This is a genomic window from Blautia sp. XA-2221 (genome assembly GCF_028767025.1).
Classification (GTDB): domain Bacteria; phylum Bacillota; class Clostridia; order Lachnospirales; family Lachnospiraceae; genus Blautia_A.
Genome location: NZ_JAJQXX010000008.1, coordinates 12,110 through 37,876, shown reverse-complemented (window position 1 = coordinate 37,876; position 25,767 = coordinate 12,110). Strand labels below are relative to the sequence as shown.

29 protein-coding genes and 1 pseudogene are annotated in these 25,767 nt (G+C 43.4%); 2 read left to right on the top strand and 28 right to left on the bottom strand.

Translation table 11 applies throughout. The features are described 5' to 3' along the window. Window positions 1-51: 51 nt before the first annotated feature. The 22 genes and pseudogenes from LU279_RS08220 to LU279_RS08120 form a co-directional block, all read right to left on the bottom strand. Window positions 52-366, bottom strand: a complete 315-nt coding sequence (locus LU279_RS08220; RefSeq protein ID WP_274422092.1) for an FtsB family cell division protein — start codon at window positions 364-366, stop codon at window positions 52-54. Further along, a complete protein-coding gene (gene yabQ / locus LU279_RS13615) occupies window positions 320-787 on the bottom strand; it encodes a spore cortex biosynthesis protein YabQ (RefSeq protein ID WP_442870150.1) in 468 nt (155 codons plus the stop codon). The genes LU279_RS08220 and yabQ overlap by 47 nt, the downstream gene beginning before the upstream one ends. A 15-nt stretch (window positions 788-802) precedes the next feature. Continuing rightward, the gene (yabP, locus tag LU279_RS08215; RefSeq protein WP_274422091.1) at window positions 803-1,084 is read right to left on the bottom strand and encodes a sporulation protein YabP; all 282 of its coding nucleotides are present in this window, start codon (window positions 1,082-1,084) and stop codon (window positions 803-805) included. Window positions 1,085-1,152: 68 nt separating this feature from the next. Continuing rightward, window positions 1,153-1,392 (bottom strand): RNA-binding S4 domain-containing protein, encoded by a 240-nt coding sequence (locus tag LU279_RS08210; RefSeq protein ID WP_138271327.1) that lies wholly within the window; start codon window positions 1,390-1,392, stop codon window positions 1,153-1,155. A 78-nt stretch (window positions 1,393-1,470) separates the two neighbouring features. Continuing rightward, complete coding sequence (locus LU279_RS08205) at window positions 1,471-1,749, bottom strand: HU family DNA-binding protein (protein ID WP_022066502.1); 279 nt, start codon at window positions 1,747-1,749, stop codon at window positions 1,471-1,473. 198 nt (window positions 1,750-1,947) lie between these two features. Then, window positions 1,948-2,334 (bottom strand): MazG nucleotide pyrophosphohydrolase domain-containing protein, encoded by a 387-nt coding sequence (locus LU279_RS08200; RefSeq protein WP_274422090.1) that lies wholly within the window; start codon window positions 2,332-2,334, stop codon window positions 1,948-1,950. A 12-nt stretch (window positions 2,335-2,346) separates the two neighbouring features. Further along, window positions 2,347-4,080, bottom strand: a complete 1,734-nt coding sequence (locus LU279_RS08195) for a phospho-sugar mutase (protein ID WP_274422089.1) — start codon at window positions 4,078-4,080, stop codon at window positions 2,347-2,349. 58 nt (window positions 4,081-4,138) lie between these two features. After that, a complete protein-coding gene (locus LU279_RS08190) occupies window positions 4,139-4,297 on the bottom strand; it encodes a hypothetical protein (protein WP_274422088.1) in 159 nt (52 codons plus the stop codon). Then, a complete protein-coding gene (locus LU279_RS08185) occupies window positions 4,278-5,261 on the bottom strand; it encodes a hypothetical protein (RefSeq protein ID WP_274422087.1) in 984 nt (327 codons plus the stop codon). The genes LU279_RS08190 and LU279_RS08185 overlap by 20 nt, the downstream gene beginning before the upstream one ends. Before the next feature lie 284 nt (window positions 5,262-5,545). Then, entirely contained in the window at window positions 5,546-6,877 is a 1,332-nt protein-coding gene (locus LU279_RS08180; RefSeq protein ID WP_274422086.1) for a CCA tRNA nucleotidyltransferase, read from the bottom strand. A gap of 1 nt (window position 6,878) precedes the next feature. Next, window positions 6,879-8,318 carry a proline--tRNA ligase gene (proS, locus tag LU279_RS08175; protein WP_274422085.1) on the bottom strand — a complete coding sequence of 480 codons (1,440 nt, stop codon included), beginning with the start codon at window positions 8,316-8,318 and terminating at the stop codon, window positions 6,879-6,881. Between the two features lie 500 nt (window positions 8,319-8,818). Beyond that, window positions 8,819-9,307: a deoxycytidylate deaminase gene (locus LU279_RS08170; RefSeq protein WP_274422084.1), complete on the bottom strand. Its 489-nt coding sequence runs from the start codon at window positions 9,305-9,307 to the stop codon at window positions 8,819-8,821. A 118-nt stretch (window positions 9,308-9,425) separates the two neighbouring features. Continuing rightward, entirely contained in the window at window positions 9,426-9,857 is a 432-nt protein-coding gene (gene rpiB, locus LU279_RS08165; protein WP_274422083.1) for a ribose 5-phosphate isomerase B, read from the bottom strand. Beyond that, on the bottom strand, window positions 9,854-10,918 hold the full coding sequence (locus LU279_RS08160; RefSeq protein WP_274422082.1) for an L-threonylcarbamoyladenylate synthase: 1,065 nt from the start codon (window positions 10,916-10,918) through the stop codon (window positions 9,854-9,856). Before LU279_RS08160 ends, rpiB begins: the two co-directional genes overlap by 4 nt. 173 nt (window positions 10,919-11,091) lie before the next feature. Then, window positions 11,092-11,439 carry a hypothetical protein gene (locus LU279_RS08155; RefSeq protein WP_274422081.1) on the bottom strand — a complete coding sequence of 116 codons (348 nt, stop codon included), beginning with the start codon at window positions 11,437-11,439 and terminating at the stop codon, window positions 11,092-11,094. A 158-nt stretch (window positions 11,440-11,597) separates the two neighbouring features. Then, entirely contained in the window at window positions 11,598-12,032 is a 435-nt protein-coding gene (locus LU279_RS08150) for a zinc-ribbon domain-containing protein (protein WP_274422080.1), read from the bottom strand. Window positions 12,033-12,054: 22 nt separating this feature from the next. Beyond that, a complete protein-coding gene (locus LU279_RS08145; RefSeq protein ID WP_274422079.1) occupies window positions 12,055-12,627 on the bottom strand; it encodes a zinc-ribbon domain-containing protein in 573 nt (190 codons plus the stop codon). A gap of 24 nt (window positions 12,628-12,651) precedes the next feature. Continuing rightward, window positions 12,652-12,888, bottom strand: a complete 237-nt coding sequence (locus LU279_RS08140; RefSeq protein WP_274422078.1) for a hypothetical protein — start codon at window positions 12,886-12,888, stop codon at window positions 12,652-12,654. A 160-nt stretch (window positions 12,889-13,048) separates the two neighbouring features. Beyond that, window positions 13,049-13,966, bottom strand: a pseudogene (locus LU279_RS08135) (NPCBM/NEW2 domain-containing protein); the annotation flags it as partial. Window positions 13,967-14,040: 74 nt separating this feature from the next. Continuing rightward, complete coding sequence (locus LU279_RS08130; protein WP_274422077.1) at window positions 14,041-14,538, bottom strand: zinc-ribbon domain-containing protein; 498 nt, start codon at window positions 14,536-14,538, stop codon at window positions 14,041-14,043. Window positions 14,539-14,571: 33 nt separating this feature from the next. Continuing rightward, window positions 14,572-15,120: a WG repeat-containing protein gene (locus tag LU279_RS08125; RefSeq protein WP_274422076.1), complete on the bottom strand. Its 549-nt coding sequence runs from the start codon at window positions 15,118-15,120 to the stop codon at window positions 14,572-14,574. After that, window positions 15,069-15,446 carry a zinc ribbon domain-containing protein gene (locus LU279_RS08120; RefSeq protein ID WP_274422075.1) on the bottom strand — a complete coding sequence of 126 codons (378 nt, stop codon included), beginning with the start codon at window positions 15,444-15,446 and terminating at the stop codon, window positions 15,069-15,071. The genes LU279_RS08125 and LU279_RS08120 overlap by 52 nt, the downstream gene beginning before the upstream one ends. A gap of 253 nt (window positions 15,447-15,699) precedes the next feature. Here LU279_RS08120 and LU279_RS08115 point away from each other — a divergent pair, with 253 nt between their 5' ends. Both LU279_RS08115 and LU279_RS08110 read left to right on the top strand, forming a co-directional pair. After that, window positions 15,700-17,211, top strand: a complete 1,512-nt coding sequence (locus tag LU279_RS08115) for a helix-turn-helix domain-containing protein (RefSeq protein ID WP_274422074.1) — start codon at window positions 15,700-15,702, stop codon at window positions 17,209-17,211. Window positions 17,212-17,285: 74 nt separating this feature from the next. Beyond that, window positions 17,286-17,822 (top strand): phosphohydrolase, encoded by a 537-nt coding sequence (locus tag LU279_RS08110; protein ID WP_274422073.1) that lies wholly within the window; start codon window positions 17,286-17,288, stop codon window positions 17,820-17,822. A 113-nt stretch (window positions 17,823-17,935) separates the two neighbouring features. On the opposite strand, the gene LU279_RS08105 is transcribed toward LU279_RS08110, so the two are convergent. The 6 genes from LU279_RS08105 to aroD all read right to left on the bottom strand — a co-directional run bounded on the left by LU279_RS08105 (window position 17,936) and on the right by aroD (window position 25,753). Further along, on the bottom strand, window positions 17,936-20,194 hold the full coding sequence (locus LU279_RS08105; protein ID WP_274422072.1) for a DUF2298 domain-containing protein: 2,259 nt from the start codon (window positions 20,192-20,194) through the stop codon (window positions 17,936-17,938). Then, on the bottom strand, window positions 20,184-22,160 hold the full coding sequence (locus tag LU279_RS08100) for a hypothetical protein (protein WP_274422071.1): 1,977 nt from the start codon (window positions 22,158-22,160) through the stop codon (window positions 20,184-20,186). The genes LU279_RS08105 and LU279_RS08100 overlap by 11 nt, the downstream gene beginning before the upstream one ends. Before the next feature lie 137 nt (window positions 22,161-22,297). Then, a complete protein-coding gene (locus tag LU279_RS08095) occupies window positions 22,298-22,993 on the bottom strand; it encodes an N-acetylmuramoyl-L-alanine amidase (RefSeq protein WP_274422070.1) in 696 nt (231 codons plus the stop codon). Window positions 22,994-23,241: 248 nt separating this feature from the next. After that, the gene (gene sigE, locus LU279_RS08090) at window positions 23,242-23,931 is read right to left on the bottom strand and encodes an RNA polymerase sporulation sigma factor SigE (RefSeq protein WP_442870149.1); all 690 of its coding nucleotides are present in this window, start codon (window positions 23,929-23,931) and stop codon (window positions 23,242-23,244) included. A 57-nt stretch (window positions 23,932-23,988) separates the two neighbouring features. Then, window positions 23,989-24,837 (bottom strand): sigma-E processing peptidase SpoIIGA, encoded by an 849-nt coding sequence (locus LU279_RS08085; protein WP_274422068.1) that lies wholly within the window; start codon window positions 24,835-24,837, stop codon window positions 23,989-23,991. A 145-nt stretch (window positions 24,838-24,982) separates the two neighbouring features. After that, the gene (gene aroD / locus LU279_RS08080) at window positions 24,983-25,753 is read right to left on the bottom strand and encodes a type I 3-dehydroquinate dehydratase (RefSeq protein WP_274422067.1); all 771 of its coding nucleotides are present in this window, start codon (window positions 25,751-25,753) and stop codon (window positions 24,983-24,985) included. Window positions 25,754-25,767: the final 14 nt, after the last annotated feature.

The window sequence follows — 25,767 nt, the reverse complement described above, 5'->3', positions numbered from 1 at the left end:
TTTTCGCCAAAATCTGTGTTATTTTTACTGTTCACTGCATTCAGAATACTGTTATTTTTCTTCTTCAAACACAGTTTCATTATCTTTTACAAGCCCAAGTCTGTCTCTGGCAACCTCTGCCGCATACTCATCCGTCTGCATATACTCTGTACGCTTGTCGATTTCCTTTGTCCGTTCTTTTTCATCGGAAATCTGCTGTTTCAGCTCTGCTGCCTGGGCATCATAATAGGCGATCCTGTTTCTGAGATTGTGACTTTTCATTGCCAGGCCGCCAAGAAGCAGAAGAACAACAACTGAAATGACAGCCATTCCCAGATAGTTATTCGCTATTCTTTTTTTGCTTTTCTTTCTTTTTGACTTTTTCAACCTGACTGATCCTCTTTGCTTTAAAACCTTTTTTTGACCTGTTTTTATACTTATACAATAAAATACTACCTCTTTTAAAAAGAAATAGCAACCTCTTTGTTGAAATTTTTACAAATTTCACAGGAATTCCACACAGAAACACAAGAATCCTCTCAAACAGATCTGCCACCGTTTCACGGCACAGAAAGGCTCCCAGAATACTTCCTGCAAAAAGAAAACACCGGAGCGTTCCCTGATTGAACCTGTATATCACGGAAAACATAAAAATCCCTGCTGCGATCCAGTAAAAAAGGTCCTCCGCATCCACCGCCCAGGGCGGATGAGAAATCACCTTCCTCAAAGCAGTCAGAATCTTATAAACGAGAAAAAGCACCGCCCCCATCAGCACGGACAAAAGAAACAGCGCTGCCTCATACTCCATATAGCCGCTCATATTTTACCGGAACATCCGCTTCAGCAGAGATTCTTCTTTGTTTTCTGTTTTTTTCGAAAGATAGGTCAAGCTGTTTATTTTTCCTTCAATATCGGCCTCTCCCTTTTCCAGATTCAGTCTCCGCACATGAAGCAGTTCTCCTTTTACAGAAAGTCTTCCGGCTTCTGTTTCCAGTAAAATCTCACTTTCATTAAAAGAATGAATGTCCCTGACGCCTGTGACCGTACCCTCCTGTCTGTTATCAAGGGTCAGCCTGTGGGCGCACATTGTCTTTTTCTCTTCCAAGGGCCAGCCTCCCATTGTTTCTTTCCATAAACAATGTATGAAACAGCGCTTATAAATAGACGTAAAAACTACAGATAGCGGAACATACTTTCCGCCTCTTCCTTGCGGACTGTCTCTTTTACATCAAGAACTTCGACTTTCACGCTTTTTCCGCCAAACTGGATTTCTACAATATCTCCTGCCTTTACTGCTGCAGAAGCTCTGGCGGGTTTGTCATTAAGCAAAACTCTTCCTGCGTCACAGGCTTCGTTTGCCACTGTTCTTCTTTTAATAAGACGGGAAACCTTCAGATATTTATCAAGGCGCATACAAAACCTCCTGTTCTTTTTTATTTCATAGTCCATAGAAAAAGGGGGAACACGCCGTTCCCCCTCTGCCAAACTTTATTATTTATCGTTTACAAGATCCTTTAAAGCCTTACCAGCTTTGAATTTCGGTGCTTTGGAAGCTTCGATTTTCATGGTTTCACCAGTATGAGGATTTCTTCCTTCTCTTGCAGCTCTCTCGCTTACTTCAAAGGTACCAAATCCTACAAGCTGAATTTTTCCGCCTTTTTTGAGCTCGGATGCTACAACATCGGTGAAAGATTTCAGAACTGCTTCTACATCTTTCCTGGAAAGATTTGTCTCTTTCGCCATTGCTGCTACTAATTCTGTTTTATTCATGGTGTTTCCTCCTATAAATGCTCTCTTTCTTTATTATCGCGTTATGCTTCCTGTCGATCACACGCTATTTACTATTTATATACCTTTTCCTGTAGATTGTCAAGGTTTTTTGTGCCAAATCCCCGTAAACTGGGGCTTTCGGGTTACTGTAAACAGAGCGGGCAAGAACGCTTTCGACTGATGTTCCTGAAATACTTTTCAGAGCTTTTCTGTCTTTCTGCTCTTTTCAATTTCTTTCAATTCATCCCAGGAAAGAGAAGTCATTGTCTCATCCTCCGGAGCAAAAATCCCCGGATGGCGAAACTGCATTTTGGAAGAAATGCCATCTATCACATCCTCAATGGTAAACAGTCCCTCCTCCTGGGCGATCACGCTGTGAAGCGCAACCTGAAACAGTACATCTCCCAACTCCTCACAGAGATTTTCGCTGTCATTCTGCGTTTCCAGACGATCGATCCCCTCAAGAAGCTCATTTGTCTCACTGATCAGGTAGGGCTTCAGACTTTCGTGTGTCTGAACCTTATCCCAGGGACAGTTCTTGCGGATTTTTTTTACCACTTCCATAAATTCATCAAAATTCTGCATCTTCTCACCATATTACATCATTGAGTTGACCATATCAAGAACAGCCTTGCCCATAACCGCAGACTTTTCATCTGCATCCTCAAGAGAAGTTCCTTTTACTCCATAGTAGAATTTTACTTTTGGCTCTGTACCGGACGGGCGGACACATACCCATGCATCATCTGTCAGATCATAGTACAGAACGTTAGAGTTCGGAAGTCCGGTAGGCTTCACTTCTCCGGTTGCCAGGTCTGTAATGGTGTCCTTTTTATAATCTCTTGCAGAAACCACCTTATGTCCAGCAAACTCTGCAGGCGGGTTCTTACGAAGAGTATCCATGATTTCCTGGATCTTCTGAAGTCCTTCAATTCCTTTCAGAGTAATGGACTGGATATCATCCTTATAATATCCGTACTGATCATACATCTCGATCATTGCATCCCAGAGAGTTTTGCCCTGAGTCTTATAGTAAGCAGCAGCCTCGCACAGCGCCATTGTGGCCACAATGGCGTCCTTATCTCTTGCATATGTACCGATCAGACAGCCATAGCTCTCTTCAAATCCAAAAAGATAAGTTCCTTTTCCACTGTTCTCAAAGCCCAGGATCTGCTGTCCGATAAACTTAAATCCTGTCAGAACCTCAATGAGATCAACGCCATAGCCTTTTGCAATGGCATCTGCCAGATTGCTGGTAACAATAGTCTTGATCAGAGCGCCGTCCTCAGGAAGGCTTCCGTTTACTGCTTTGCGCTGTCCGATCTCATAGTTTGCCAGAAGGCAGCCGGACATATTTCCTGTCAGATCATGGTATTCGCCGTTTTTGTCCTTTACGCGTACGCCCAGGCGGTCTGCATCCGGGTCTGTTGCAAGAACAAGGTCAGCGTCTACTTCTTTTGCAAGCTTCAGACCAAGCTCAAAGGCTTCTGCTGCTTCAGGGTTCGGATAGCTTACTGTCGGAAACGCACCGTCCGGAAGTTCCTGTTCCTTAACAACATAAACATTTTCAAAGCCCAGTTCTTTCAGGATTCTTCTTGCAGGAATATTTCCGGTTCCATGAAGAGGAGTGTAAACAATCTTCAGGTTTTTGCCCTCTGCCGCAATGGCATCATGATGGATCACCTGTTTTTTCAGCTCTTCCATATAAGCATCGTCAATCTGCTGTCCGATCACTTCATAAAGACCGGATTTTTCTGCCTCAGCCTTGTCCATGGTTTTTACAGTATTCCAGTCAGAGATTGCCTTTACCTCTCCCATGATTCCGGTATCATGAGGCGGAGTGATCTGAGCGCCGTCCTCCCAGTATACCTTATATCCATTGTATTCCGGCGGATTGTGGCTGGCAGTGATATTGATTCCGGCAACGCAGCCAAGGTGACGGACTGCAAAAGAAAGCTCCGGTGTCGGTCTTAAAGACTCAAAAATATAAGCCTTGATCCCGTTTGCAGCAAGGCAGAGAGCTGCTTCCTGCGCAAACTCCGGTGACATATGGCGGGAATCATAAGCAATTGCAACGCCCTGAGACTGTTTGCCCACCTTCGCAATATAATTTGCAAGGCCCTGGGTTGCTCTTCTTACCACATAAATATTCATACGGTTTGTACCTGCACCGATGATTCCGCGCAGGCCCGCCGTACCAAATTCCAGATCCATATAAAAACGTTCTTTTATTTCATTCTCTTCTTCTGCGATGTTTTTCAGTTCCTCTTTTGTTGCATCATCGAAGTATGGGTTCGCAAGCCACTGCTCATATACTTCTCTGTAGTCCATACCGCTGTACCTCCCTGTATGTTTTTTGGCTCCGCTATGCGAAGTTTATGATTTCTAATTATACACCTGTTTTCAGAAAAATGGAAGTCTGAACAATTTCTCCTGCACAAAATTTCGGAATCCCGGCATCTTCAAAGCCTAACATTCTTCCCAATAATGCTGTGTAAACACTATATCTGACTTCTTCTGTCAGCCTTTTAAAGATCATATTTCCCAAAGCACTGTTCTCCGAAAGCTGCCCACTTTTCTTTCTGTCTGATCAGTGTCTGGAGCTTTTCCGTATTTTTTTCGGAAATCCAGGCTTTGTTGTGGGTATAATAATAATTCGACAGTTTCCAGAATTTTTCCGGATAAGTAAATCGGATTTTTAGGTTTTCCCACTCTTCTCTGGAAATAGGACGGATTCTGTGATACGTTTTTAACATTCCTTCTGCCAGATTCACATTCCATCCTGATTTTTCCAGTATTTTTCTCATAAAGTGATAAAGATCTCCAATCTGAACTCCAAAATACCAGTGAGAGAACCCTGTAACTGCTGTTTTTGATTTCATGATCAGAACGTTATGCTGATTGTATTCCCCGTGACAGGCTGTACCTTCTGTTTTCACCTTTTCTCTGAGGTTTTCATAGGCAGAAACCCTGAGCATATTTACAGCCAGCTCTCCTCTTTCCAGAAACCATTCCACAGATTTTAAATACTCTTTTTCAAAAGTACATACAGGGCCTTTTTTTCTGATAAATCTGCGTATTTTTTTCAGTTCCTGATTATGACGCTGATACTCGTCATTCAGATTTTCTTCCATATAAGAAAGATCTGTTGGAAGTTTCATTTCCTTGTGGATCCCGGCAAGCATACCCACTGCCTCCAGAATCTGTTCTCTGGATCTTGTGTCACATTCCCGCCCTTCGTACCAGCGCTGAAGGGTATAGGCGATTCCGTCCCGGTCAGTTGAAATCAGCTCTCCTTCTTTATTTTCCAGAAAAGTGTCTACCAGGCATCCTTTTTCTTCCAACTTTAGCAGAAGCTCCTGCTGCTTCTGGAGTTTCTTTCCTGATCCCCGCTGTTCCCGTATCACTGCCGTTCCCCTGTCAGTCTGGCAGAGAAGTCCGCCTCTGGTACGGGCTGTACTTTTTACAGTCAGCTCGTACTGTTCCAGAACGCTGAGTCCATAATCATACAAATCTGCTTCCCCCTCATTTTTTGTACTTTCTATACTTATGTACAAAGGAGCGGAAATTATGCGTAACTGTTCACACGGTATGTTCCCGCCAGGTGTTTTGACGTATTTTTTGCATTTTCTGTTCTTGACTGTTCAAAATACCTGCACAATACAGAAATATTTTGAGCAGAATCATGTCATATGATAAAAGTGGGATGTGAAAAATTCGATTGAGTTTTTCACATCCCACTTTTCGGGACTTATTCACAGCCCCTTTTATCATATATTCCCATGCCTTCTGAAATTTAATCCTCGGATTTCCTCACCAGTTCCAGCAGTGTTTCTTTTTTGTTATCTTCCGGGTATTCCAGAACGTGCTCCAGAAGCTGATCCAGAATTTCTCCCAGATGAGAACCCGGCTTACAGCCCTCCTGAATCAGATCCCTGCCTGTAACTGCCAGACTCTTCAGAGAAACACACTGTTTTTTCTCCAGAATCTGCTCATAACAGGATTTCACACCATTCAGGCGTTCTTCTTTTTCCCGGCGCTGATAATCGCTCTGCGCCAGCATATCTGCTCTCTGAACTTCCAGATAAAAAGGAAAAATATCTTCGCCGATGCGATTTACAGCTCTTCTGACAGAAGCCATTTCCGGAACCGGTCTGGCATCATGCCATTTAACAAGCCTGCAAACCTTATGCATGGTGTCATTATCAAATTTCAGCCGCCGCAAAATGGCTTTTGCCATCCGCTCACTTTCCGGCCCGTGCATTTTAAAATGATCGCGACCATTTTCATCCGTTGTTTTTACCACCGGCTTGCCAATATCATGAAGAAGCATCGTCAGACGCAGAACCTTGTCCGCCCTGACATTCAAAAGACTTTTCAGCGTGTGCTCTCCCACTGTATAGCAGTGGTGAGGCGTATTCTGAGCCGTTTTCATGCACACATCAAACTCCGGCAAAAACTCTGCTGTAATCCCTGTTTCATACGCCACACGAAGGTAGTCCGGATGTCCGGAAACAAGAAGCTTCACAAGCTCCACCTGGATCCTCTCGGCGCTGACCAGTCTGAGATTGGGAGCCAGCGCGCGGATTCCCTCTTTTGTTTCCTCTTCAATAGTAAATCCCAGCTGGGCGGAAAAACGAACCGCTCTCAGAATCCGGAGCACATCCTCCTGAAACCGTTCCATGGGATCGCCAACACAGCGGATCACCTTTTTTTCCATGTCGTCCATTCCGCCAAAAAGATCTACAAGCCCCCGGTCAGGGTGATATGCCATGGCATTGATGGTAAAATCTCTTCGCTTCAGATCCTCTTCAAGGCTTGAAGTAAACCTTACCTCCTTTGGATGGCGGCCGTCCTCATAGTCTCCGTCCACCCGGTAAGTGGTTACCTCAAATCCTTCTTTTTCTATCAAAACGGTTACTGTTCCATGCTGAAGTCCTGTATCTACAGTTCTTCTGAAAAGCGCTTTTACCTGTTCTGGAGAAGCGGAGGTTGTAATATCCCAGTCGTCAGGGCAGCGTCCCAGAATAGAATCCCGGACACAGCCGCCCACCACATATGCCTCATATCCATGCTGTTCCAGCGTATTCAGAATACTTTCTGCGCCGGAAGGTATATTCAGCTTCATCTTAATATGCTCTTCCCCAGTAAACCATTTTTTTCGCCGGTTTTCCACAGCATACGCACACATCGCTTAAATGCTCCTGTTCAAACGGCATACATCTGGAAGTTGCCTGTACGTCTTCCTTGATCTTGTCCTCGCATGCCTGATCGCCGCACCACATTGCTTTTACAAAGCCCGGTTTTGTATTGATCGTCTCTTTGAACTCTTCATAATCAGTTGCAACATAGGTGTGAGCTTCGCGATGAGCGCGGGCTCTTTCCAGCATATCTTTCTGCATGGTATCCAGAACTTCCTGAACCTTTCCTGCCAGTTCCTCAAAAGATACCACATATTTTTCTCTTGTATCACGGCGGCAGATTACAGCCTGTCCGTTTTCGATATCCTTAGGACCGCACTCAATACGAACCGGGATACCGCGCATTTCCTGCTCGGAGAATTTATATCCCGGACTTCTGTCTGTATCGTCCACTTTCACGCGGATTCCTGCTGCTTTCAGAGTTTCAAACAGTTCATCTGCTTTTTCCAGGACACCCTCTTTGCGCTGCTGGATCGGAATGATCACTGCCTGTACCGGTGCGATTCTCGGAGGAAGCACAAGACCGCTGTTGTCACCGTGAACCATAATAATGGCTCCGATCATACGGGTTGTCATACCCCAGGATGTCTGATGAACATACTGAAGCTTGTTTTCTTTATCTGTATACTGAATGCCGAATGCCTTTGCAAAACCATCGCCGAAGTTATGGCTGGTTCCGGACTGCAGAGCTTTTCCGTCATGCATCAAAGACTCGATCGTATAAGTAGCCTCTGCACCGGCAAATTTTTCTTTGTCTGTTTTCTGTCCTTTTACAACCGGGATCGCAAGAACTTCCTCACAGAAATCTGCATATACGTTCAGCATCTGAATGGTTCTCTCTTCTGCTTCCTCTGCGGTTGCATGAGCAGTATGACCCTCCTGCCACAAAAATTCTCTGGAGCGCAGGAACGGACGGGTTGTTTTTTCCCAGCGGACTACAGAACACCACTGATTGTAAACCTTTGGAAGATCTCTGTGAGACTGGATCTCCTTCTGATAAAAATCACAGAACAGTGTCTCAGAAGTAGGACGCACACAAAGACGCTCCTGAAGAGGATCCAGACCGCCATGAGTAACCCATGCTACCTCCGGCGCAAATCCCTCTACATGATCCTTTTCTTTCTGAAGAAGAGACTCCGGAATAAACATCGGCATATAAACATTCTGAACACCTGTCTCTTTGAATCTTCTGTCCAGCTCATTCTGGATATTTTCCCAGATCGCATAGCCTGCCGGTTTGATCACCATACAGCCTTTCACACTTGTGTAATCGCAAAGCTCTGCTTTTTTTACTACGTCAGTATACCACTGCGCAAAATCTTCCTCCATGGAAGTGATGGCTTCTACTAATTTTTTCTCTTTTGCCATGATCATTCTCCTTTTTTAATGTAAATAAAAAAGCCCTTTCAATCCCTGCAAAGGGACCGAAGGACTTCGGCGGTACCACCCTGATTAGCAGTACCTCCATAAACAGCTGTCTCACTGACAGTCTGTATTTATACTGCTCTCCTCTGTTTCTTTAACGCAGAAATACGCCGTACTTCAATTGCACGGGGCTCCGAGGCCGGTTCCACGGTTCACGCACAAAATCCTCACACCACCGCCTGCTGCTGTGCAGACATCGGGATTTCTCTCTGAGATTGCTCCACGTGTACTATTCTCTTCTTTGCCGTTTTACTGTTTTCAGTTCTGTTTCCACGAACTTTTATTCATTGTATGCGAAAAAATCTCCGGTGTCAAGCCTCCTGAACGTAAATTCCAAAACAAACCTACACCTGAACGGAAATCCGGGAACAAATCTTCTACTCTTATGACTGTTCCGTAAAAATCTGACAGGATTTTTCTGTGCAGCCACCTGTTTTGCCCTTTCAGACTGTAAACTTAATTTCTCTTCCGGTACGGTTGTATTTATAGTATCTGACTCCTGCGGCATCCAGCATACGCTTGGACGCGATCACAGACGGAGTGTTTTCGTATTTATCACAGTCGTACACAATGGTCTTGATGCCTGCCTGAATAATAGCCTTGGCGCACTCATTGCATGGAAAAAGAGAAACATACAGTTTCGCTCCTTCCAGACTTCCGCCTCTGTAATTCAGGATTGCATTCAGCTCACTGTGAGTCACATAGAGATATTTTGTATCAAGGGCATCTCCCTCTCTTGCCCACGGAAACTTATCATCCGAGCATCCCATCGGCAATCCGTTGTAGCCCATGGAAAGAATCTTATTGTCCTCACTTACAATACAGGCGCCCACCTGAGAATGAGGATCCTTGGAACGCATCCCGGAAAGCATTGCCACCCCCATGAAATACTCATCCCAGGAAATATAATCCATTCTTTTTTCATTATCCATTGAAAAAGCCCTCCCCAGCTTACTTTATAAACTGCCCATGCTCTGAATCCACCGGGCTTCCCGCTTCAGGAAAACAGGACAACTCTTTTTTCAGAATGTCCTGTCCGTTACGTTTTTATCAGTCTTCTTCTATCTGGCTGATTCTGCGGATATGTCTTTCATCATTGGAAAACGGTGTGTTTAAGAACGTATCCACGATTTTAAGCGCAAGGCCTGCGCCTACAACTCTTCCGCCCATTGCCAGAACATTGGCGTCATTGTGAAGTCTTGTTGCCTCTGCGCTGAAGCAGTCCGTACACAGAGCAGCACGGATTCCTTTGAATTTATTTGCTGTAATGGAAATTCCAATGCCTGTTCCGCAGATCAGAATTCCCTTTTCACACTCACCGTTCTGGATTGCTCTTGCTACTTTTTTTGCATAAATCGGATAATCAACAGCCTCCTGACTGTCACATCCATAATCAATGTACTCTATATTCTGCTGATCCAGGTGCTTTTTAATCTCCTGTTTCAGTTCAAATCCACCGTGGTCACATCCTAATGCTATCATTTCTGTTCCTCCTGTACGTTTATGATCTTATGTCCTGCTGCTTTTAAAAGCCTGTTCATAATAGCCTGTCCCATTCTGGGCGTGTAAAATGCTTCTGAGTAAATAACGTTTACCCCGTCCCCGTCAAAGTCCCGAAGCACCTCGTAAAGATGATGAGCAATGGTTTCCTCATCTTCTCTGCTTCCGATGCTCCGCACAATTGCGTTTTTGTACAAAGCTGACGTTTCATCTGTGGCAATGATCCCTACGCGTCTGCCCTGCTCCACCTCTGCTTCTGTCATACGGTTTATACAGGCAATCACCTGCTCTGTGTTTCCTTCCACAACAGCAAGATCCGCCTTCGGCGCATAATGACGGTATTTCATTCCCGGAGCTTTTGGATGAACACTGCTGTCTGTGATCAGAAGTCCTCTGTCCATCCGTACCTCACCCAGAATCTCCTGAAGCATTTCCAGAGAAATATACCCTGGCCTCAATACTACCGGAATATCCTCTGTAAAATCTACAATCGTAGATTCCAGTCCGATACCAACCTGTCCTCCATCCAGGATCATATCAATGGCATCTCCCAGATCCTCCTCCACATGCTCTGCTCTGGTAGGACTTGGGCGCCCCGATGTGTTTGCGCTTGGAGCCGCAACAAAACCGCCAGCTGCCCGGATCAGCTCCTGGGCGATCAGATCGCTTGGAAAGCGGACCGCAACGCTGTCAAGACCGCCGGTTGTTTCCCCGGGAACAATCTCTGCTTTTGGAAGGATCATAGTCAGAGGTCCCGGCCAGAATTTCTCTGCCATCAGCTGTGCCTTTGCAGGAATTTCTGCCACAATTTCTTTCAGGCTGTCCATATCTGCAATATGAATGATCAGAGGATTGTCTGACGGACGTCCCTTTGCCGCATAAATTTTCATGGATGCCCGTGGATCCAGGGCATTTCCTCCCAGTCCATATACGGTTTCTGTGGGAAAAGCTACCAGTCCTCCGTTCTTCAGGATCTGTCCTGCTCTTTTTATTGCCTCTTTATCCGGATGCTTCGCATCCATGCTCACAACCTCTGCTCTCATCTTCTGCAACTCCCTGTTTTTATTGGTATATATCTGCAGTTTCTGTGAGGCTGCAGATAGTTTCCGGCATATATAAATTTTACTCAGCCCAGCCAGGCTGTCTGTTCAAATGTTTATTATAGTTTATTTTTCAAAAATATACAACCGGCAGTTATACATACCTGATTTTCTTCCTATTCCGGGCTTATCAACTCCAGCCGTTTCAGAACAGGATAAATATAGCTGGCTCCGAATACCCCCAGCTTTTTGGGTCCCTTTACCAGAAGGGGAAACTCCTCTCCGTCCATTCTTCTGTCCCGCAGTTTCCGAAAAACCATTTCCACACTGCTTCTGGTAATGCTTTTGCTGTTTACTTTTCTGTCTACAAAAATCTCATTTCCCCGGATTTTATAATGGAACTCCAGTCCCCGTACCGTATAAAACCTTTCCTCCTGCATCCGGCATAAAGCATTCCAGAGTTTATCCATTGTAAAATCCTTTCTCAGTTCCTCCGATATATTTTTCTCCGAATCTTCTGTCATAGTTCTGCCAATCCATACATATAAAAAACGGTTTTTTTCTTTTTATTTTATCATCCGGCAGCCGGCAAAACAAGCCAAAAGCAGGTATTTTCCAAAAACAAAAACGGTGTATCCGGCTCCAATGCAGAAGCAGAAAACACCGTTACAAATCTTATTTTTTACATCATTGCGGACAGTATAGAACAACCGCTTACTGAAAAAAGAAACACTACAACACACGCTACGATCAGACCGCAGAAATAACCTCTGGCATAGTTCTTCAGATTAACGTTTGAAGTTACGCCACAGGCAAATACCAGCGCAATGATCCAGCCAACAAACGGAATCGAAAATAATAAATTGTATCCAAAATATCCCCACATCCCAATAGGACGATATTCCGGCGGCAGATCTTCTATCGATATGTTCCTGGACATTGGCGGCACAGATGATGCAGCTCCTGAAGATGCTGTTCCTGATGGTCCTGCTCCTAACGGGGCTGCTCCTGATAAAGCTCCTTCTGATGATGTACGTGGTCTTTCCAAAGCCTCTCCGCATCTCCTGCAGTATCTTGCGCCCTCTGGATTATCCATTCCACATTTTCTGCAAAACATATTCCTTCCTCCCTGTTGTTGCTTATTTCTGTATATTCTGGTTAATCATTCGATCTATAAAACCAACTCTGAGATTATCATAGCGAAGCGCACGGGTTCCGGCTCCCAGAAGAATAAAATCTCTGATGAACAACGCTATGCTGTTCAGGGAACTGAAAATATCCTGTATTGGCATACGCCACTCTTCTCCTAGCACTAATAATGATGCTAAAAATGCATTTTCCATCATTATAATTACACCTGATATTGCTCCAAAAATACACACGATTGAAATTGCTTTGGCAGCTACTGCACGAAGCCAGCGGTCTTCCTCTTTTAAAAGTACATAACCTGCCACCAAAATAAGGACTACACTGCTGATCACTCCGCTGTAATAGATCAGCATTGCCATAAGCCCCACTGAAATTCCAAGTAAAGTCATAGGTTTTGCAGCATCTCTGTTTACATTGGAGCGATTGTCAAAATTCTGACCATATCCTCCATTTTCCTGCTGATGCACAAATTTTTCTTTTGGTTCAATGCCTGTTGCCTCTCCGCACCATGGACATACAACTGCATTATCTTCAAGCTGTTTACCACATTTTCCACAAAACATTTTTCTTCCTGTTTCCCCTTTCATTTATTTATGATGATTGTTGAAAATATCATCCTTATCCTTTTTCATGTTTTCTTTTCCGCCAAAAATATCATCATCGGAATCGTCATTTTTCGACCCGTCTTTTATACTCCGGATTCCATCTCTGACGAACTCTTTTATATTTGCAGCAGTGATCTGTATTCCTTTTTGTCTCATAAGAGCCACAATAACTCCGATCAGAACTCCAAGGATCACCAGAAGCGTAACAACCGGTTTCACCCAGATCCATATATAGACATTTTTTGTTTCTTCTGATTTTTCATCTACTTTGACCTGTTTATAAAAATTTTATTTTTTTCAGGTACATTTATCAAGCTGTGGCACCGAATAGGGGCAGCTTATTTTGGAATTGAGAAATCATGAAAGCGATCATATCGATTTAATGGTAGCTATTAAAAATATCATCCTCATCTGTCCTTTTTTCTCTTTTCTTTTTCCTGTGGGATTTCCTCTGGTCTTCCGATATCGTCTGTGTTCCTTTCTTCTTTTTCAGATTTATTATAATTACAGTCGATACACCGATAAACAGCAGGAGCAGGACTACCGGCTTCACCCATACCCATGTATAAATATTTTCTACTTCTTCTGCATTGCAGACATTACATATACGTTTTTTGACAATCGGAGCGTTCCACACACTTCCTTCTGCCGTTATCCATTCTCCAAATTCATGCTTTGTTTTAGGGATATTCTCTGTTTTCACCGCCTTACCACAGTAAATGCATTTCTTTATCCTAGTTCCTTCATTAGTACATGTAGGCGATTCCAGTTCAAACCATTCCTCCTCTTCTTCATGCTCCAATTTGTCTATTTTTTCCTCTTCGAGCACCTTTTTACATACGGTGCAACATTTTGTACGCTTCCCTTCTGCTGTACAAGTTGCTTCCTTTTCTATTTTCCAGTCGCCCGGCGTGTGTCCCAGGGGCTTTAGTTCAGATATATTACATATTGCCTTACATTCTGTGCAACGCTGTACTTTTTTTCCTGCATTTTCGCAGGTTGCTTCTATCTCTGTTTCCCACTCTCCCGGAGTATGAGCTTTCAGATTATCATCCACAACGCACAGATAACCCTCTCTGCCAACCACCCTGATTTTCATTGTCTTCACATTTGTCACATTCAGGTTTACTTCCACCGGTTCAGTGTTCCAACCTATCCCATTCTGTTCAAAGGCAAGCTGATCATCCAGATAAATCTGTACATTCATATTACAGTCGTTGTCCGATTCTATACAGTCTGTAATCAGCTTACACGAGAATGACGAATATTTCAGATCCAGATTATAAATGGCATAAGATTCCGTATCTGTGTCCGTAGAATTATCAAAATACTGTTTTCCTCTCCTTTAAACCTGTTCATCAATCATTCATTCTAAAAAAGCTCCCCTTCTTTCTGCAGAATCGTTTCGTCTCCGTCTTCGTCAAATAAATGTAATTCATTTCCCTGAAACTCAAAGTCATATACATATACAAAGCTGCTGACTGCCCACTGAAACCGGAATACCAGTTGTCCATCTACAATCGAATAGGTGCCGTCTTCCCCGAACCCTATAAATGTACCATCACTGAAAAACTGTATATCTTCCTCATAATCAACACTGCCGTCAGAATCCACTTCATACCATGTTCCCACCAGTCTTTTTTCCGGATCTAATGAGATTATTCCCGGCTTATTGCAAATTCCGATCACAATACCTACAATTGCCAATAGCAATCCAACGATAATCACATTTCGTGTAACTGTTTTCTTTGGTTTATGATGACCTGTTTCCGATTCGCTCATTCTGGTTTGCTTCTGAACCGGTTTACCACATCCGGTACAGAATGAGGCTCCTTCCCTTAATTCTTTTCCACAATATTTACAGTACATAATTTTCTCCTTCCTTTTCACAGCAAATTATTTTTAATAAGAATACGTTTCTAAAAGCGTTCCATTATAATCATAAATATCTCTTTTCCCCTCATAATCTCCTGTCGCAAGCATAGTTCCCATAGCCCCCATGCTGATATCGTTATAATCTGAGTCTATGATTCTCTCTCCTCCCAGATCAAGAACTCCCCAATAATTATATTCCTCCACTTTAATCAAGTTTGGAGCATAAGAAATATCAATATTTTCATAATCGCAATCTATCAACATATCTCCCTGAAGATTCATTGTCCCCCATTTTCCCTTTTCATTCATTACCACTACAAGACCGTCCCTGAAATCATATGCATTCATAAAAATACAGGGAATTATTTCTTCTCCGTCTGCATTGATATATCCATACTTATCCTCTTCGTTTTGCACACATATGATCCCATCTTGTTCATTCGGAGCAATCCATGTATATTTGACTTTTTGAAATTCACCGCTATTCACCGTATATAAACGGTTTTCTCCATCCTGATATGTTGCTATGTATCCCAATTCCAGAAAACTCTTCGCACATGCATCCTGAGAAACCACAGTATTACCCTCTTCACATTCTTTTCATTTTCCCTCTGCTGGACTGCCTGAACTGTGGAAGATTCTGTTCTCCATCTGCGGCATCTTTTGTACTCTCCTTTTTGAAGCCTGATATAGTTATCCAGTTTCAGTTTTAAATCCTGCTCCTCCTGAAAGGTTTCCTGTTTTTTCTTTTCCAGGTCTGCCTGTTCCTGTTTCAGATTTTCTAATTTTTTTATATATTGTTGTACTTCCGGATCATTCCCTGGCTGATTTACCTCCTGACCACAGTAAATACAGAACCGGGAATCGTTCTGTATTTCATTTCCACATTTTAAACACTTCATTCTCTTCCCCTTACCTTTCTTCTTTTGTCTTTTTTTATTTTACCTTTGCCTTGTGTCTCAGAGCAATGAGTGACATCAGTTGTAGACAGTTTTCCTTTCTCTTTTTTCATATTTTTTCAGTTGTGGCATGTTTTGTGGACAGTTTTTTTCTTATATTTGTCACACAAAAACATCACCTTCCCTTTTTTCACAGCCAAACTATGATAAAATAACAGATATACATAAGAAACAGAATATAAGGAAGGTATCTATTATGTCCGAATTTTCAAATATACTTAGCCAGTTTATTCATGAAAAAAATATAAAGGTCTATCCGCTTAGTAAATATTGCGATTTTGATCGCGCCACTATGTACAAGATCATCAACGGGAAACGAAATCCGCCTTCCCGGGATATCTTCGAAAAAATGGCTTATTTTATGCAGCTGACACCTACCGAATACGATCAGTTTAAAGAGGCGTACGAAATCTCCAGAGTTGGATCAGATAATTACTATCGAAGAAAAAGTACAGAAAATTTCCTCATGCATTTTCCCGATAAATTTTCTATCTGCCCCGGTTCTGCCTCTTCCGCCGGTTCCGGATTCAAAAATGACTTGCAGACACCTGCCTGCGCTTCTATCCACACACAGGTAGAATTAAACTATGCTCTTCGCAATATTCTTCTGGCAGAATCATCAGAATCCGCCAAAGGTAAGGTAGCGATGTTCATGCAGCCTGATTATGAAGGACTGTTCAGCCTTCTTTCCAGTCTGAATCTGGGTTATACATTGGAAATACACCACATTTTCTGCCTGAGCAACAGTGAAATTTTAAACAACGATCACGAGCTGTATAATCTGGAATATTTTAATAATATTTTTCCTTTGTACCTTCGGAACCTGAATTATCAGGCTTACTATTTTTATGACAGTATCCATTCACACTTTTTTAACCTGAATGTCCTTCCATATTTTATTGTGACATCCCGGTATGCAGTGTCCTTTTCTTCTGATTACCAGTATGGTATTTTTTACAGTGACCCGGATATCGTTGCTCAGTTCTGGAAAATGTTCTATGCTTTCCAGAATAAATGCGCACCGCTTTTCCAGGTTTTTCATATGCTTCCTGGTAATTTACATATGCTGCATAATCTCTCTTTAAATGCTGTCAACAGTTATCTCCTTCAACCGGAAGCATGCCTTACTCCATTTATTACTGACAGAATTCTGGAACAGGCGCTTTCTCCCATGCTTCCTGAACGTAACAAACTGCTGCCTGTTATTGGCGCATTTTTTAGCAAAAACACAGAGAATCTTGACAGTATGCATGTTTATTTTACAAAAAAAGGAATCCAGCGCTTTACTCAGACAGGGCTTTTAAAAGAAATTCCTTCTGAGTTTTATCGGCCGCTTCTTCCCACAGAGCGTTTGGAGATGCTTCAGCAGCTTGTTCTCTGCTGCCATCAGGGTACGTACCGTATGCTGAAGTCTCCCCTGGATCAGCTTCCGATCAATCTTCACCTTTGTGTAAATGAAACTATGGGCTATTTTTCCTTTGATAATGCAGAAAACCAGACAACCTATCTTATGTTTAACGAGACAGGGCTTCTGTATACTTTTCTTGATTATCTACAGTCACTTGAGGAAACATGCTTTTACACGCCGGAGGAAACTGCAGATTTCATTAACAGCGAAATCCGCAAACTCCAATACTCACAGCTGTACAGTAAAAAGGAAACAGTTTTACCCCCCCCCCGATCAAAAATGTCAAATTACACATTTTAATCGCTGACACCTTGCTCCTTTCCCGGAAATATGCTACTCTGAGCATAATCATTTCCGGAGAAAGGAGTTTTTTTATGAGTATTATGAACACCTATACCGGCAGAAAGTTTGATCCTATGCACATAAAGCCGGAAAACATCTGTCTGGAAGATATCGCTCACGCCCTCAGTTATCTATGCCGTGGCGGAGGCCAGACTCTGATCTTTTACCCGGTGGCCCAGCACTGCCTCAACTGTGCCAGGGAAGCTCAGTCCAGAGGCTGGTCTGACCGTATGGTTCTTGCCTGTCTGCTTCACGATGCCAGCGAAGCCTATATCTCAGATATCATCCGCCCGGTAAAAGCTCATCTGTCTAATTATCTTGAAATCGAAGAAATGATCATGAATGTGATCTGGGAAAAATTTAATCTGAATAATCTGACTTCTGAGGAACATGCCATGTGGAAGCAAATTGACAATGATATCCTTTCTGCAGAACTTCCGGTTCTTTTCCCAGGAGAAAAAAATTATCATACTGTGCCGCTTCAGTCTGTGCCGGACCTTAGCGAACACCCTTTCCGGAATACAGAAGCACAGTTCCTTGCTGCCGCACATAAGCTGGGGATACAATAAAATCCGCTCAGATACATATCATTTGCCTTTACCGGACACAAAAAACAGGACTGCCTGAACTTGATATTTTCAAATTCAGACAGTCCCTTTCTATGTTTTGAAGAACTATTCTATTACCCGACTTTTACAATATAGGTTCCTGAGCTGCCGTCCTGGAACACAATCTCGCCCAGACTGTGAAGAAGTTTATGATTCAGATTTTCTCCGTATTTGTTTCTCTCACAGGAACCAACAAAAATGTAGGAAATATCATATTTTTCCACAAGCTCTTCTACCTGTTTTTCATCCTGTGAAGTGTAGATCAGCTCAATATCTCCGCTTTTTGTATTCAAATCCGCCACATCATTCCGCCACAGCCATTCGTGGACGTACCATCCAAGGACCGTAGGAAGTCCGGTCATTGCCGATACACGCTCATACTCTGTATAGCTGTCCCCATTTGCCTCCAGAACAACCGGAGAGCCTGTAATGTTCTTTTTCAGCCAGCGGATTCCCCCCGCATCTTCAGGAAAGTCGGTTTCCAGAAAGGCGGTTGCATTCAGACCTCTGTACTGAGAAGGATCCTGTACATTCCCAAACCATGAGCTGACACTGATCCCAAAATATCCCCATGTCCACACAAGAAGAACCAATGCCACACCTGCCGCTGCCTTTAATATCTTTTTGTAGGAGATCACCATCAGACGGAAGATCACATAAGCCATTGTCATTCCAAACATAATATATGCCTGATATGTCAGCTTGAACATGGTATTGGCACGGGCATTTCCGTTTTCATAAATATCCCGTACATACACAAGCTCCGGGATCAGCACCAGACCAATAGCGCACAGTCCCATGATCATGGCAAAAAGATCCGGAAGCTTCAAAGATTCCATAAAATGAAAGACTGTTCTGCGCTTTGCTCCGCTGAGTTTTTCCACCAGAAGAACGATTACAAAAATCACAGTCAGGATCACCGGAAGTCCCCACAGGATCAAAAGCTGGTGAGGAAGTGAATGATACTGAGCCACAGCCACTCCCTGTACCATTGTTTCAAAGTCCAGAGTAAAAGGAAGAATCACTATAGTTCCTATTGCCAGAACTTCTGCGGCCTGAGCTGCCGTAACTGCCAGGATCCATTTTGTCTGACCTTTCATCAGAACAATATTGGTAAAAAGTACAACGCCTCCGGTTACTACAAAGTAGATAACAAAATCCCAGAAATTTGTCCAGTGGAACATTCCCAGAAGCACTGCCGCCACAAGGATCTGAGGCATAAAAAGCTGTTTTATCCAGAATTGTTTTGTGCCCGGTTCTGCCAGAACAAAATCTTTTTTCCTGATCATTTTTATCCAGGCATATAAAAGTCCCAGCAGTAGAAGAACAAACATGATATTAACTACATGAGCATGAAGATCTCCCAGAACAAAGGAATAACAGGGAAATTCATGGATGGTTTTGTCCGGAACGTCCGGATTGAACCCAATGTATCTGGTTGCATCAGGAAACCAGTAGCTGTCCGGTTCCTGCCCAGTCAGTTTCTGAAGAAAAGGAAGTACCTGTCCATAAACCACATAATGCATATTTCCGGCAATGGAAACAGAAATTCCTGCTACCACGCCTGTAATCTGCGGAAAATATTTTCTCCAGCCAACTGCGCCTGCAGCTCTTTTTCCCATTCGGTCCCTTGTCATCTGATATACAAGTGAAAATGGAAGGGAAAAAGCAAGTCCTGCCACAAAGGTCCGCATCAGATTATAGGTAAGCTCCACACTGGTTCCGGAAAGCTTTGTCAGAAATACTGCAAAATACTGACCGCCATAATAATAGTTGATCGTCCCCTGTGAATACCACAGATCAACTGCCGGAAGGGTAGTGCTTCGCATCATTGCTTCCATAAACCCGTAATCCATAAATTTTTCTGTTCCGTATGCCGCAGGATGAAAGCCTGCCAGATACGTCCAAAGCAGGAAAAAAGCAAAAAACAGGATTTCCTCCCAGAATACCAGATCCAGATGATCTACCGGAAGGCACTCGATCCCTTTTTTGTACTGGACTTTTCCAAGCAGAAGGCAGCCAAGTCCGCAGACCAGAGTTACCCCGATACAGGTCAGTGAAGTAAATTTCAGTAATTTGACTGCAACCAGAAACCAGGTTCCAAATCCTGTCACAACCACTGCCAGAACCTTGGAAAACATCCAGCCCTTATCATCAAATTCACCAAAAAGTCTTCCTGTCAGAGGCATAGCCACAATCCCCAGAACCATTGCAAGAAGATACCAGGTCCAGAAAGTCCAGACATCTCCTTTCAGAAGGTACGCAGAAAGAGCCACAAGAATTGCTGCGGGAACTGCTCTTATTGTTACTTTTTTTATTGTATCAGGTTTCATAAATTCTGATTCTCCTATCTTCTGACTGATATACCAGCCTGTATACTGATTTAATCGTAGTCTCTATACACGTTTCTCCCTCAAAAGTCATTCCCTCTTCAAAAAGTATATAGGTGATCCCCTCCTGCCGTACAAGACTTTTTACTCTCTCCGGCTCCCGGGAAGTATAAATTTCCTTTGCATTTTCTGCCCTGCCATAAGTATCATATCCTGCCGACCAGGCATAATACGGCCATCCCAGGTACATCATTACTCCGGCCATTGTCACTTCGCTGATGCTGTATTCCGGTGTCAGGATCAGATCCCGGCTGTCCAGATTTTCCACCAGCCAGTCTGTAAGGCTGCTGTTTGTATTTACCGTTACCCTGTGTCCCGGTCCGTTGTTTCTTACTATGATCACAAAATCATAAATTCCGGTGATCGTCAGGCACACGGAAAGTGCAACAGCCAGCACACGGCCCTGCCATTTTTTCCGTAAAAGCCAACACACCGCTCCAGCCCAGAACATTGCCAGAAATGCATAGGAAATCATAATATATTTATGATTCACAGTAATATCCGGCGTTAGAGAAAAGCAGAAGGCAAATATAAGAGGAAACAGAAAGCTTACAAGAACTGCCCGCTGAACCCTTTTTTTGTATAAAAAGAATAAAATCAACGCTCCCGTAAAAAAGATGCCGCTCATCTGAGTCAGGTACCACAGGACTCCGATCACACTTTTGTCCTCTGCAATAAATCCCCACTGAAAGGCAGCCTCCACAGAAGAACCTTTCATAAACAGTCTGGTCTGAAGAACAGAAAATACAACTGCGGTGACAGCCGTGATCAGATAATCCAGCTTCCCGTCTGAGCACACAGCAAATCCCATTAAAATCAGAAGTCCGCCGATAACAGCCGCTCCGTTCCAGAAAGAAGTCATTCCTATGAGAAGTCCTGCTGCCAGTGCATTTTCCAGATACCTGCATTTCCATGCATCTTTTGAAAAAAGTCTGTTCCGGAACCACACAAGGCCATTTTCCCTATGGCTGCATCCCTGTTCCACCCAGTCCAGATACATCCACACAATAAGCCCCACGATCAAAAGTCCAAAAGCAAGGTGCCTCTGATTCAGATATACGTTAAAATTCCACAGTCCCCAGTCTTCATTTGTTGTATAACCGATAAATGAAGTGTTTTCCAGCAGTACCTGAAGCAGATCTCCGGCACGGAGGTGTTCCCACAGAAACTGAAAAAAAGTCAGCGCACTGCGGAAAAAGAAAAATACAACGGTCAGCGCTCCTGCTTTTCCACTTCCCATAACACGCCTGGCAATGCTGTAAAGCAGCATTAAAAATCCCAAAAGCGAGAGAATACTTGCAGCGTTATAAGCAATATCAAGCCGGAGTCCCAGAAACTCCAGATTGCCTACAAGAAACTGAAACATAAAATGATATTTTACATCCTGTCCTCCAAAATGAGGATACTGGGTGGGAAAATTATTCTGAAGAGAAAAAGACCTCATCATTGCTGTATGGGGCGCATAATCGCCAAATACGGTAAATCCTGAATACAGAACCCCGTCTTTTATGTAAAATACATAAAACATGATCCAGGTAAGAAAAACAAACAGTACAGAAAAAAACAGCAGTTCCTTCCGAAACCGTTTTTTATCCCTGATCAGTCCCTTATCTGTAAAAATACTTCTGTTTTTCCTGTATCTCAGAATATAGGATACCAGAAGAAAAACTGCTCCTGCGGCCATAACCAGAAGGTTTCCATATATCAGCGGTCTTTCTGCTCCTGCAGCGCTGGCGCCCCAGGCTGTAAGATAAGTTCCCCAGCCAAAAACAAGCATTCCACCCCCGAATGCACCTGGAAGAACCAGCCAGATCCTGTTATTTTTTCCGGTTTCTTTCTGTCCCACAAAAATCTCTGCAAGCTCTTTTCCGCAAAGACTTCCCAGGATCAGATACAAAATCCCAGCCATACACACTCCTTTGTTTTTCTTACTGTTTTATTCTGCTTCATATGATCATTAACAGTATACCAAAGTATCATGATTCTGAAAATACAAAAATCGCTGTCTCCCCTGGTAATTTTAAAGGATACAGCGATTTTCTCTGTTCATTTCCGGCTGTTCAGGTAAGACTCTATGCCATCTGCAACTGCCCCGGCAACCTTTTGCTGATATTCTTCTTTCTGCAAAAGCTCTGCTTCTTCCGGGTTGGTCAGGAACCCACATTCCACGATCACCAGTGTGCCCTTGCTCCTTTTCAGAAGATAATAACTGGTATTTCCTTTTATCTGGCGTGGTCTTTGGGGAAGCAGCTTCTGATTCATTTCCTCCTGTACTGCCTGAGCAAGTTTTTTTCCTTCCTGAGAACTTTCATAGTAAAAAACCTGCGGTCCCCTGACAGACGGATCTGAATAGCTGTTCTGATGAATACTGACTGTCAGAACAGGAGAAACCTCCTCCAGAAGGGCAATCCTTCTCTGCATATCCTGAGCCTTTTTATTTAGTGCAGAAGGATCATAAAGTCCCTGATCCTCTTTTCGCGTCATAACTACACGGTAACCTTTTTCTGTAAGAACACGTTCCAGCTTACGGGCTATTTCCAGATTGATTCCCTTTTCTTTCAGGTTATCCACTCCTATCATACCCGGATCCCCTCCGCCGTGTCCCGGGTCGACCGCGATCACTTCCCTGTTATTCCCCTGACTTTTCGTGTTTCCGGAAACCTGGGCTGCCTGTCTGGACAGAAGCAAAAAGCACACCAGCAGCAGTCCGGACATCACAAGCTCCATCACATATTTTTTCAAGTAACTACATCCTTAAAGATTTCTCTCTAAATATATATTTACTTTTTTCTATAAATACGCCTTCAGCTCTTCAATATTTCTTTCTTCAAACTTTTTCAGTTCCTCCATCAGTTTCCTGGCATATAAGTACGGACTTTTTCAAAAGCTCTGTATTTGCGTTCATGCTACATTCTCCTTTTTCTTTCAGTATGCACGGATTCCCCCTGAATATACAGAGGCTTCTGAACACTTATCTGTCCTGTTCAGCCTTATTCATATTTTACAATTTCCTTTTTCAGTCTTTTCATAATTCTTTTTTCCAGTCTTGAAATATATGACTGAGAAATTCCCAGAAGATCAGCCACTTCCTTCTGAGTTTTTTCCTTTCCCTCGGCACTGTTCAGCCCAAATCTGAGACGGATGATCGTCTGTTCCCTTGGCGTCAGCTTGTTAATTGCTTTTCCCAGAAGTGTGATCTCCACTTCATCCTCCAGCCTGCGGGAAATGACATCCTCATCCGTTCCCAGAATATCAGACAGCAGCAATTCATTCCCGTCCCAGTCCACATTCAGCGGTTCATCAATAGAAACCTCCAGCTTTGTCTTACTGTTCCTGCGAAGATACATCAGGATCTCATTTTCAATGCATCGCGAAGCATAGGTTGCCAGTTTGATTTTTTTTACAGGATTAAAGGTGTTGATCGCCTTAATAAGACCAATGGTTCCAATAGAGATCAGATCCTCCACTCCAACTCCTGTATTGTCAAATTTTTTGGCAATGTACACTACCAGTCTTAAATTGTGCTCAATGAGAATTGCCTTTGCCTCTTTGTCCTGGTCTGTCCCCAGCTTGCTGATGACGTAGGCTTCCCTCTGCGGCTCCAGTGGCGCCGGAAGAATATCATTTCCACCAATGTAGTACAGCTCTCTCGGTCTTGAGAGAACCATCCTCTGAATCATCTGAAACGGGTAATAACTGACGCCTGCTGCTGATCTGTTCATAATTATATGCCCCTCCTAATGCAATAATCTGGAATTCAACAGTACCTTGTATTCCTTTCCCAAAGCGGAGGGTTCAAAAGCCAGCGCAAACACAGGTCTGGATATGCGAACCTCTTCTGCGGGAGTATGGATACAAAGATTCTCCAATGTAACCGCCAGCATCAGCTTCTCTGCCTGTCCCACCGTTCGGCAGGACAGATAATGCGGCTTCAGTCCGGCAATCTCTGTACTTTTCAGCTCCCCCGGATTCTCATAAAGGTGCTTCAGCCTGTCTATCAGATCCTCTGACAGCATGGTTTCCAAAATCTCAGGTTTCACAACAGAAACCGGCGCACCGCTTACCGGATCACTGAGCAGATTTCCTGTGTCATAAAATCCGTAAGCAGACTGTTCTTTTCCCTGATAACTCAGGGTTACAGGGTAGATATTCTTCCTCAGACTCCTGGCAGAATCTGCTGTGCAGACCAGCGCCCCGATCCCCATATATGTGGCAAAGGCAAAAATCAGAAATGCCGGAAGCGTAATTCCGTTTTCGGACACAGCATCCCAGAATCCGCCTGCAAGAAACGCAGTCAGATACAGCATAACCATTGCCTTTGCCAGCAGACTTCCCTTTTGGATGCAGAAAGTGATCCTGAGCATAAGAAAAGCGCAGGCGCCGTGCAGAAAAATCCCCACCGGCAGATTTTTCTCAAAAGGAAGATAAAGGATCAGGCAGGAAAAAAAAGCTCCCGCCGCTGCACCTGCCAGATATCTCCACCGTTTTGTCCTGAACCTCAGAAGTCTTCCTGTGATCCGCAGAACAATATAGTCCATCAGAAGATTCGTCACAAAGACAACATCTATGTATATTTCTCCATACATAAAAAAAGCCCCCTATGACCTGTCATTCCCTCGCTTTGGTAAGTGAGTTCATTATAGGTTACAGGGGGTGCGTAATTTGTCAAAACCAGGGAAGAGATTCCCATAATTTCTCGTTGAGGTTCGACAGAAGATGAGATTATTCTAATTAATCTTCCACATTCTTTTTGTGGAGCGCATTCATCATCATACGAAGCTCTTCTACCGGAAATTGTCCCGGCGCAGACGCCTTTCCTACAGTGGCAAAGGTTACAGCAGAGCCGAAATTTTCTCCTGCAATACGGCTCATAGAACCCAGATTTCCCATGGACATTGCGATCACAGGCTTTTCTGTATACTCTTCTGTAATCTCCTTCGTCACCTGCATAAGATCCGCAACATCATCGAATTTCTGCGGCATCACTGCCATTTTGAGAATGTCTGCTCCGGATGTATCCATGTCAATAAATCTGTTTTTCAGTATATTACTGTCATCTGTTTTTTCAAAATCATGAGTGGATGCGATTACCTTCACGCCTGTCCTGTGAAGTCTGCTGATCAGATCTGAAACATTTTCATGAGAAAAATACTCTACGTCGACCAGATCTGCATTTCCGCTTTCTGCTGCTGCCAGAATATATTCTTCATATTCTTTTTCAGAAATTTCCGCATTTCCGCCTTCGGATGCAGTACGAATAGTAAAAATAAGCGGTATTTCTCCCAATTCACATCGGATTTCTCTCAGCATATCCAGAAAACGCTCCTCATTGGAAAGTTCTTCATAAAAATCTGCTCTCCACTCCGCCAGATCTGCTTTGACTTCCCTGATTTTACAGGCTTCCTCCAGCAAAGCTGTCCGGTCTTTTCCTGTCATTGGCGCACATATTTTCGGCTGCCCGTTTCCAATAGATATCTCTCTTATCTTAATTTCTTTTGTCATTGCTCCTCTTCCTT

Excerpts from the sequence above, each read along its gene's own strand:
- LU279_RS08210 (WP_138271327.1), bottom strand. The coding sequence starts at position 1,392 with ATGCGCCTTGATAAATATCTGAAGGTTTCCCGTCTTATTAAAAGAAGA.
- LU279_RS08170 (WP_274422084.1), bottom strand. The coding sequence starts at position 9,307 with ATGGATAATGAAAAAAGAATGGATTATATTTCCTGGGATGAGTATTTC.
- rpiB (WP_274422083.1), bottom strand. The coding sequence starts at position 9,857 with ATGATAGCATTAGGATGTGACCACGGTGGATTTGAACTGAAACAGGAG.
- LU279_RS08100 (WP_274422071.1), bottom strand. The coding sequence starts at position 22,160 with ATGGCTGGGATTTTGTATCTGATCCTGGGAAGTCTTTGCGGAAAAGAG.
- LU279_RS08160 (WP_274422082.1), bottom strand. The coding sequence starts at position 10,918 with ATGAGAGCAGAGGTTGTGAGCATGGATGCGAAGCATCCGGATAAAGAG.
- LU279_RS08120 (WP_274422075.1), bottom strand. The coding sequence starts at position 15,446 with ATGAAGTGTTTAAAATGTGGAAATGAAATACAGAACGATTCCCGGTTC.
- LU279_RS08145 (WP_274422079.1), bottom strand. The coding sequence starts at position 12,627 with ATGTTTTGTGGAAAATGTGGTAAACAGCTTGAAGATAATGCAGTTGTA.
- LU279_RS08105 (WP_274422072.1), bottom strand. The coding sequence starts at position 20,194 with ATGAAACCTGATACAATAAAAAAAGTAACAATAAGAGCAGTTCCCGCA.
- sigE (WP_442870149.1), bottom strand. The coding sequence starts at position 23,931 with ATGATTCAGAGGATGGTTCTCTCAAGACCGAGAGAGCTGTACTACATT.
- LU279_RS08115 (WP_274422074.1), top strand. The coding sequence starts at position 15,700 with ATGTCCGAATTTTCAAATATACTTAGCCAGTTTATTCATGAAAAAAAT.
- LU279_RS08110 (WP_274422073.1), top strand. The coding sequence starts at position 17,286 with ATGAGTATTATGAACACCTATACCGGCAGAAAGTTTGATCCTATGCAC.
- LU279_RS08085 (WP_274422068.1), bottom strand. The coding sequence starts at position 24,837 with ATGTATGGAGAAATATACATAGATGTTGTCTTTGTGACGAATCTTCTG.
- LU279_RS08150 (WP_274422080.1), bottom strand. The coding sequence starts at position 12,032 with ATGTTTTGCAGAAAATGTGGAATGGATAATCCAGAGGGCGCAAGATAC.
- LU279_RS08205 (WP_022066502.1), bottom strand. The coding sequence starts at position 1,749 with ATGAATAAAACAGAATTAGTAGCAGCAATGGCGAAAGAGACAAATCTT.
- aroD (WP_274422067.1), bottom strand. The coding sequence starts at position 25,753 with ATGACAAAAGAAATTAAGATAAGAGAGATATCTATTGGAAACGGGCAG.
- proS (WP_274422085.1), bottom strand. The coding sequence starts at position 8,318 with ATGGCAAAAGAGAAAAAATTAGTAGAAGCCATCACTTCCATGGAGGAA.
- LU279_RS08180 (WP_274422086.1), bottom strand. The coding sequence starts at position 6,877 with ATGAAGCTGAATATACCTTCCGGCGCAGAAAGTATTCTGAATACGCTG.
- LU279_RS08200 (WP_274422090.1), bottom strand. The coding sequence starts at position 2,334 with ATGCAGAATTTTGATGAATTTATGGAAGTGGTAAAAAAAATCCGCAAG.
- yabQ (WP_442870150.1), bottom strand. The coding sequence starts at position 787 with ATGGAGTATGAGGCAGCGCTGTTTCTTTTGTCCGTGCTGATGGGGGCG.
- LU279_RS08195 (WP_274422089.1), bottom strand. The coding sequence starts at position 4,080 with ATGGACTACAGAGAAGTATATGAGCAGTGGCTTGCGAACCCATACTTC.
- LU279_RS08155 (WP_274422081.1), bottom strand. The coding sequence starts at position 11,439 with ATGACAGAAGATTCGGAGAAAAATATATCGGAGGAACTGAGAAAGGAT.
- LU279_RS08130 (WP_274422077.1), bottom strand. The coding sequence starts at position 14,538 with ATGTACTGTAAATATTGTGGAAAAGAATTAAGGGAAGGAGCCTCATTC.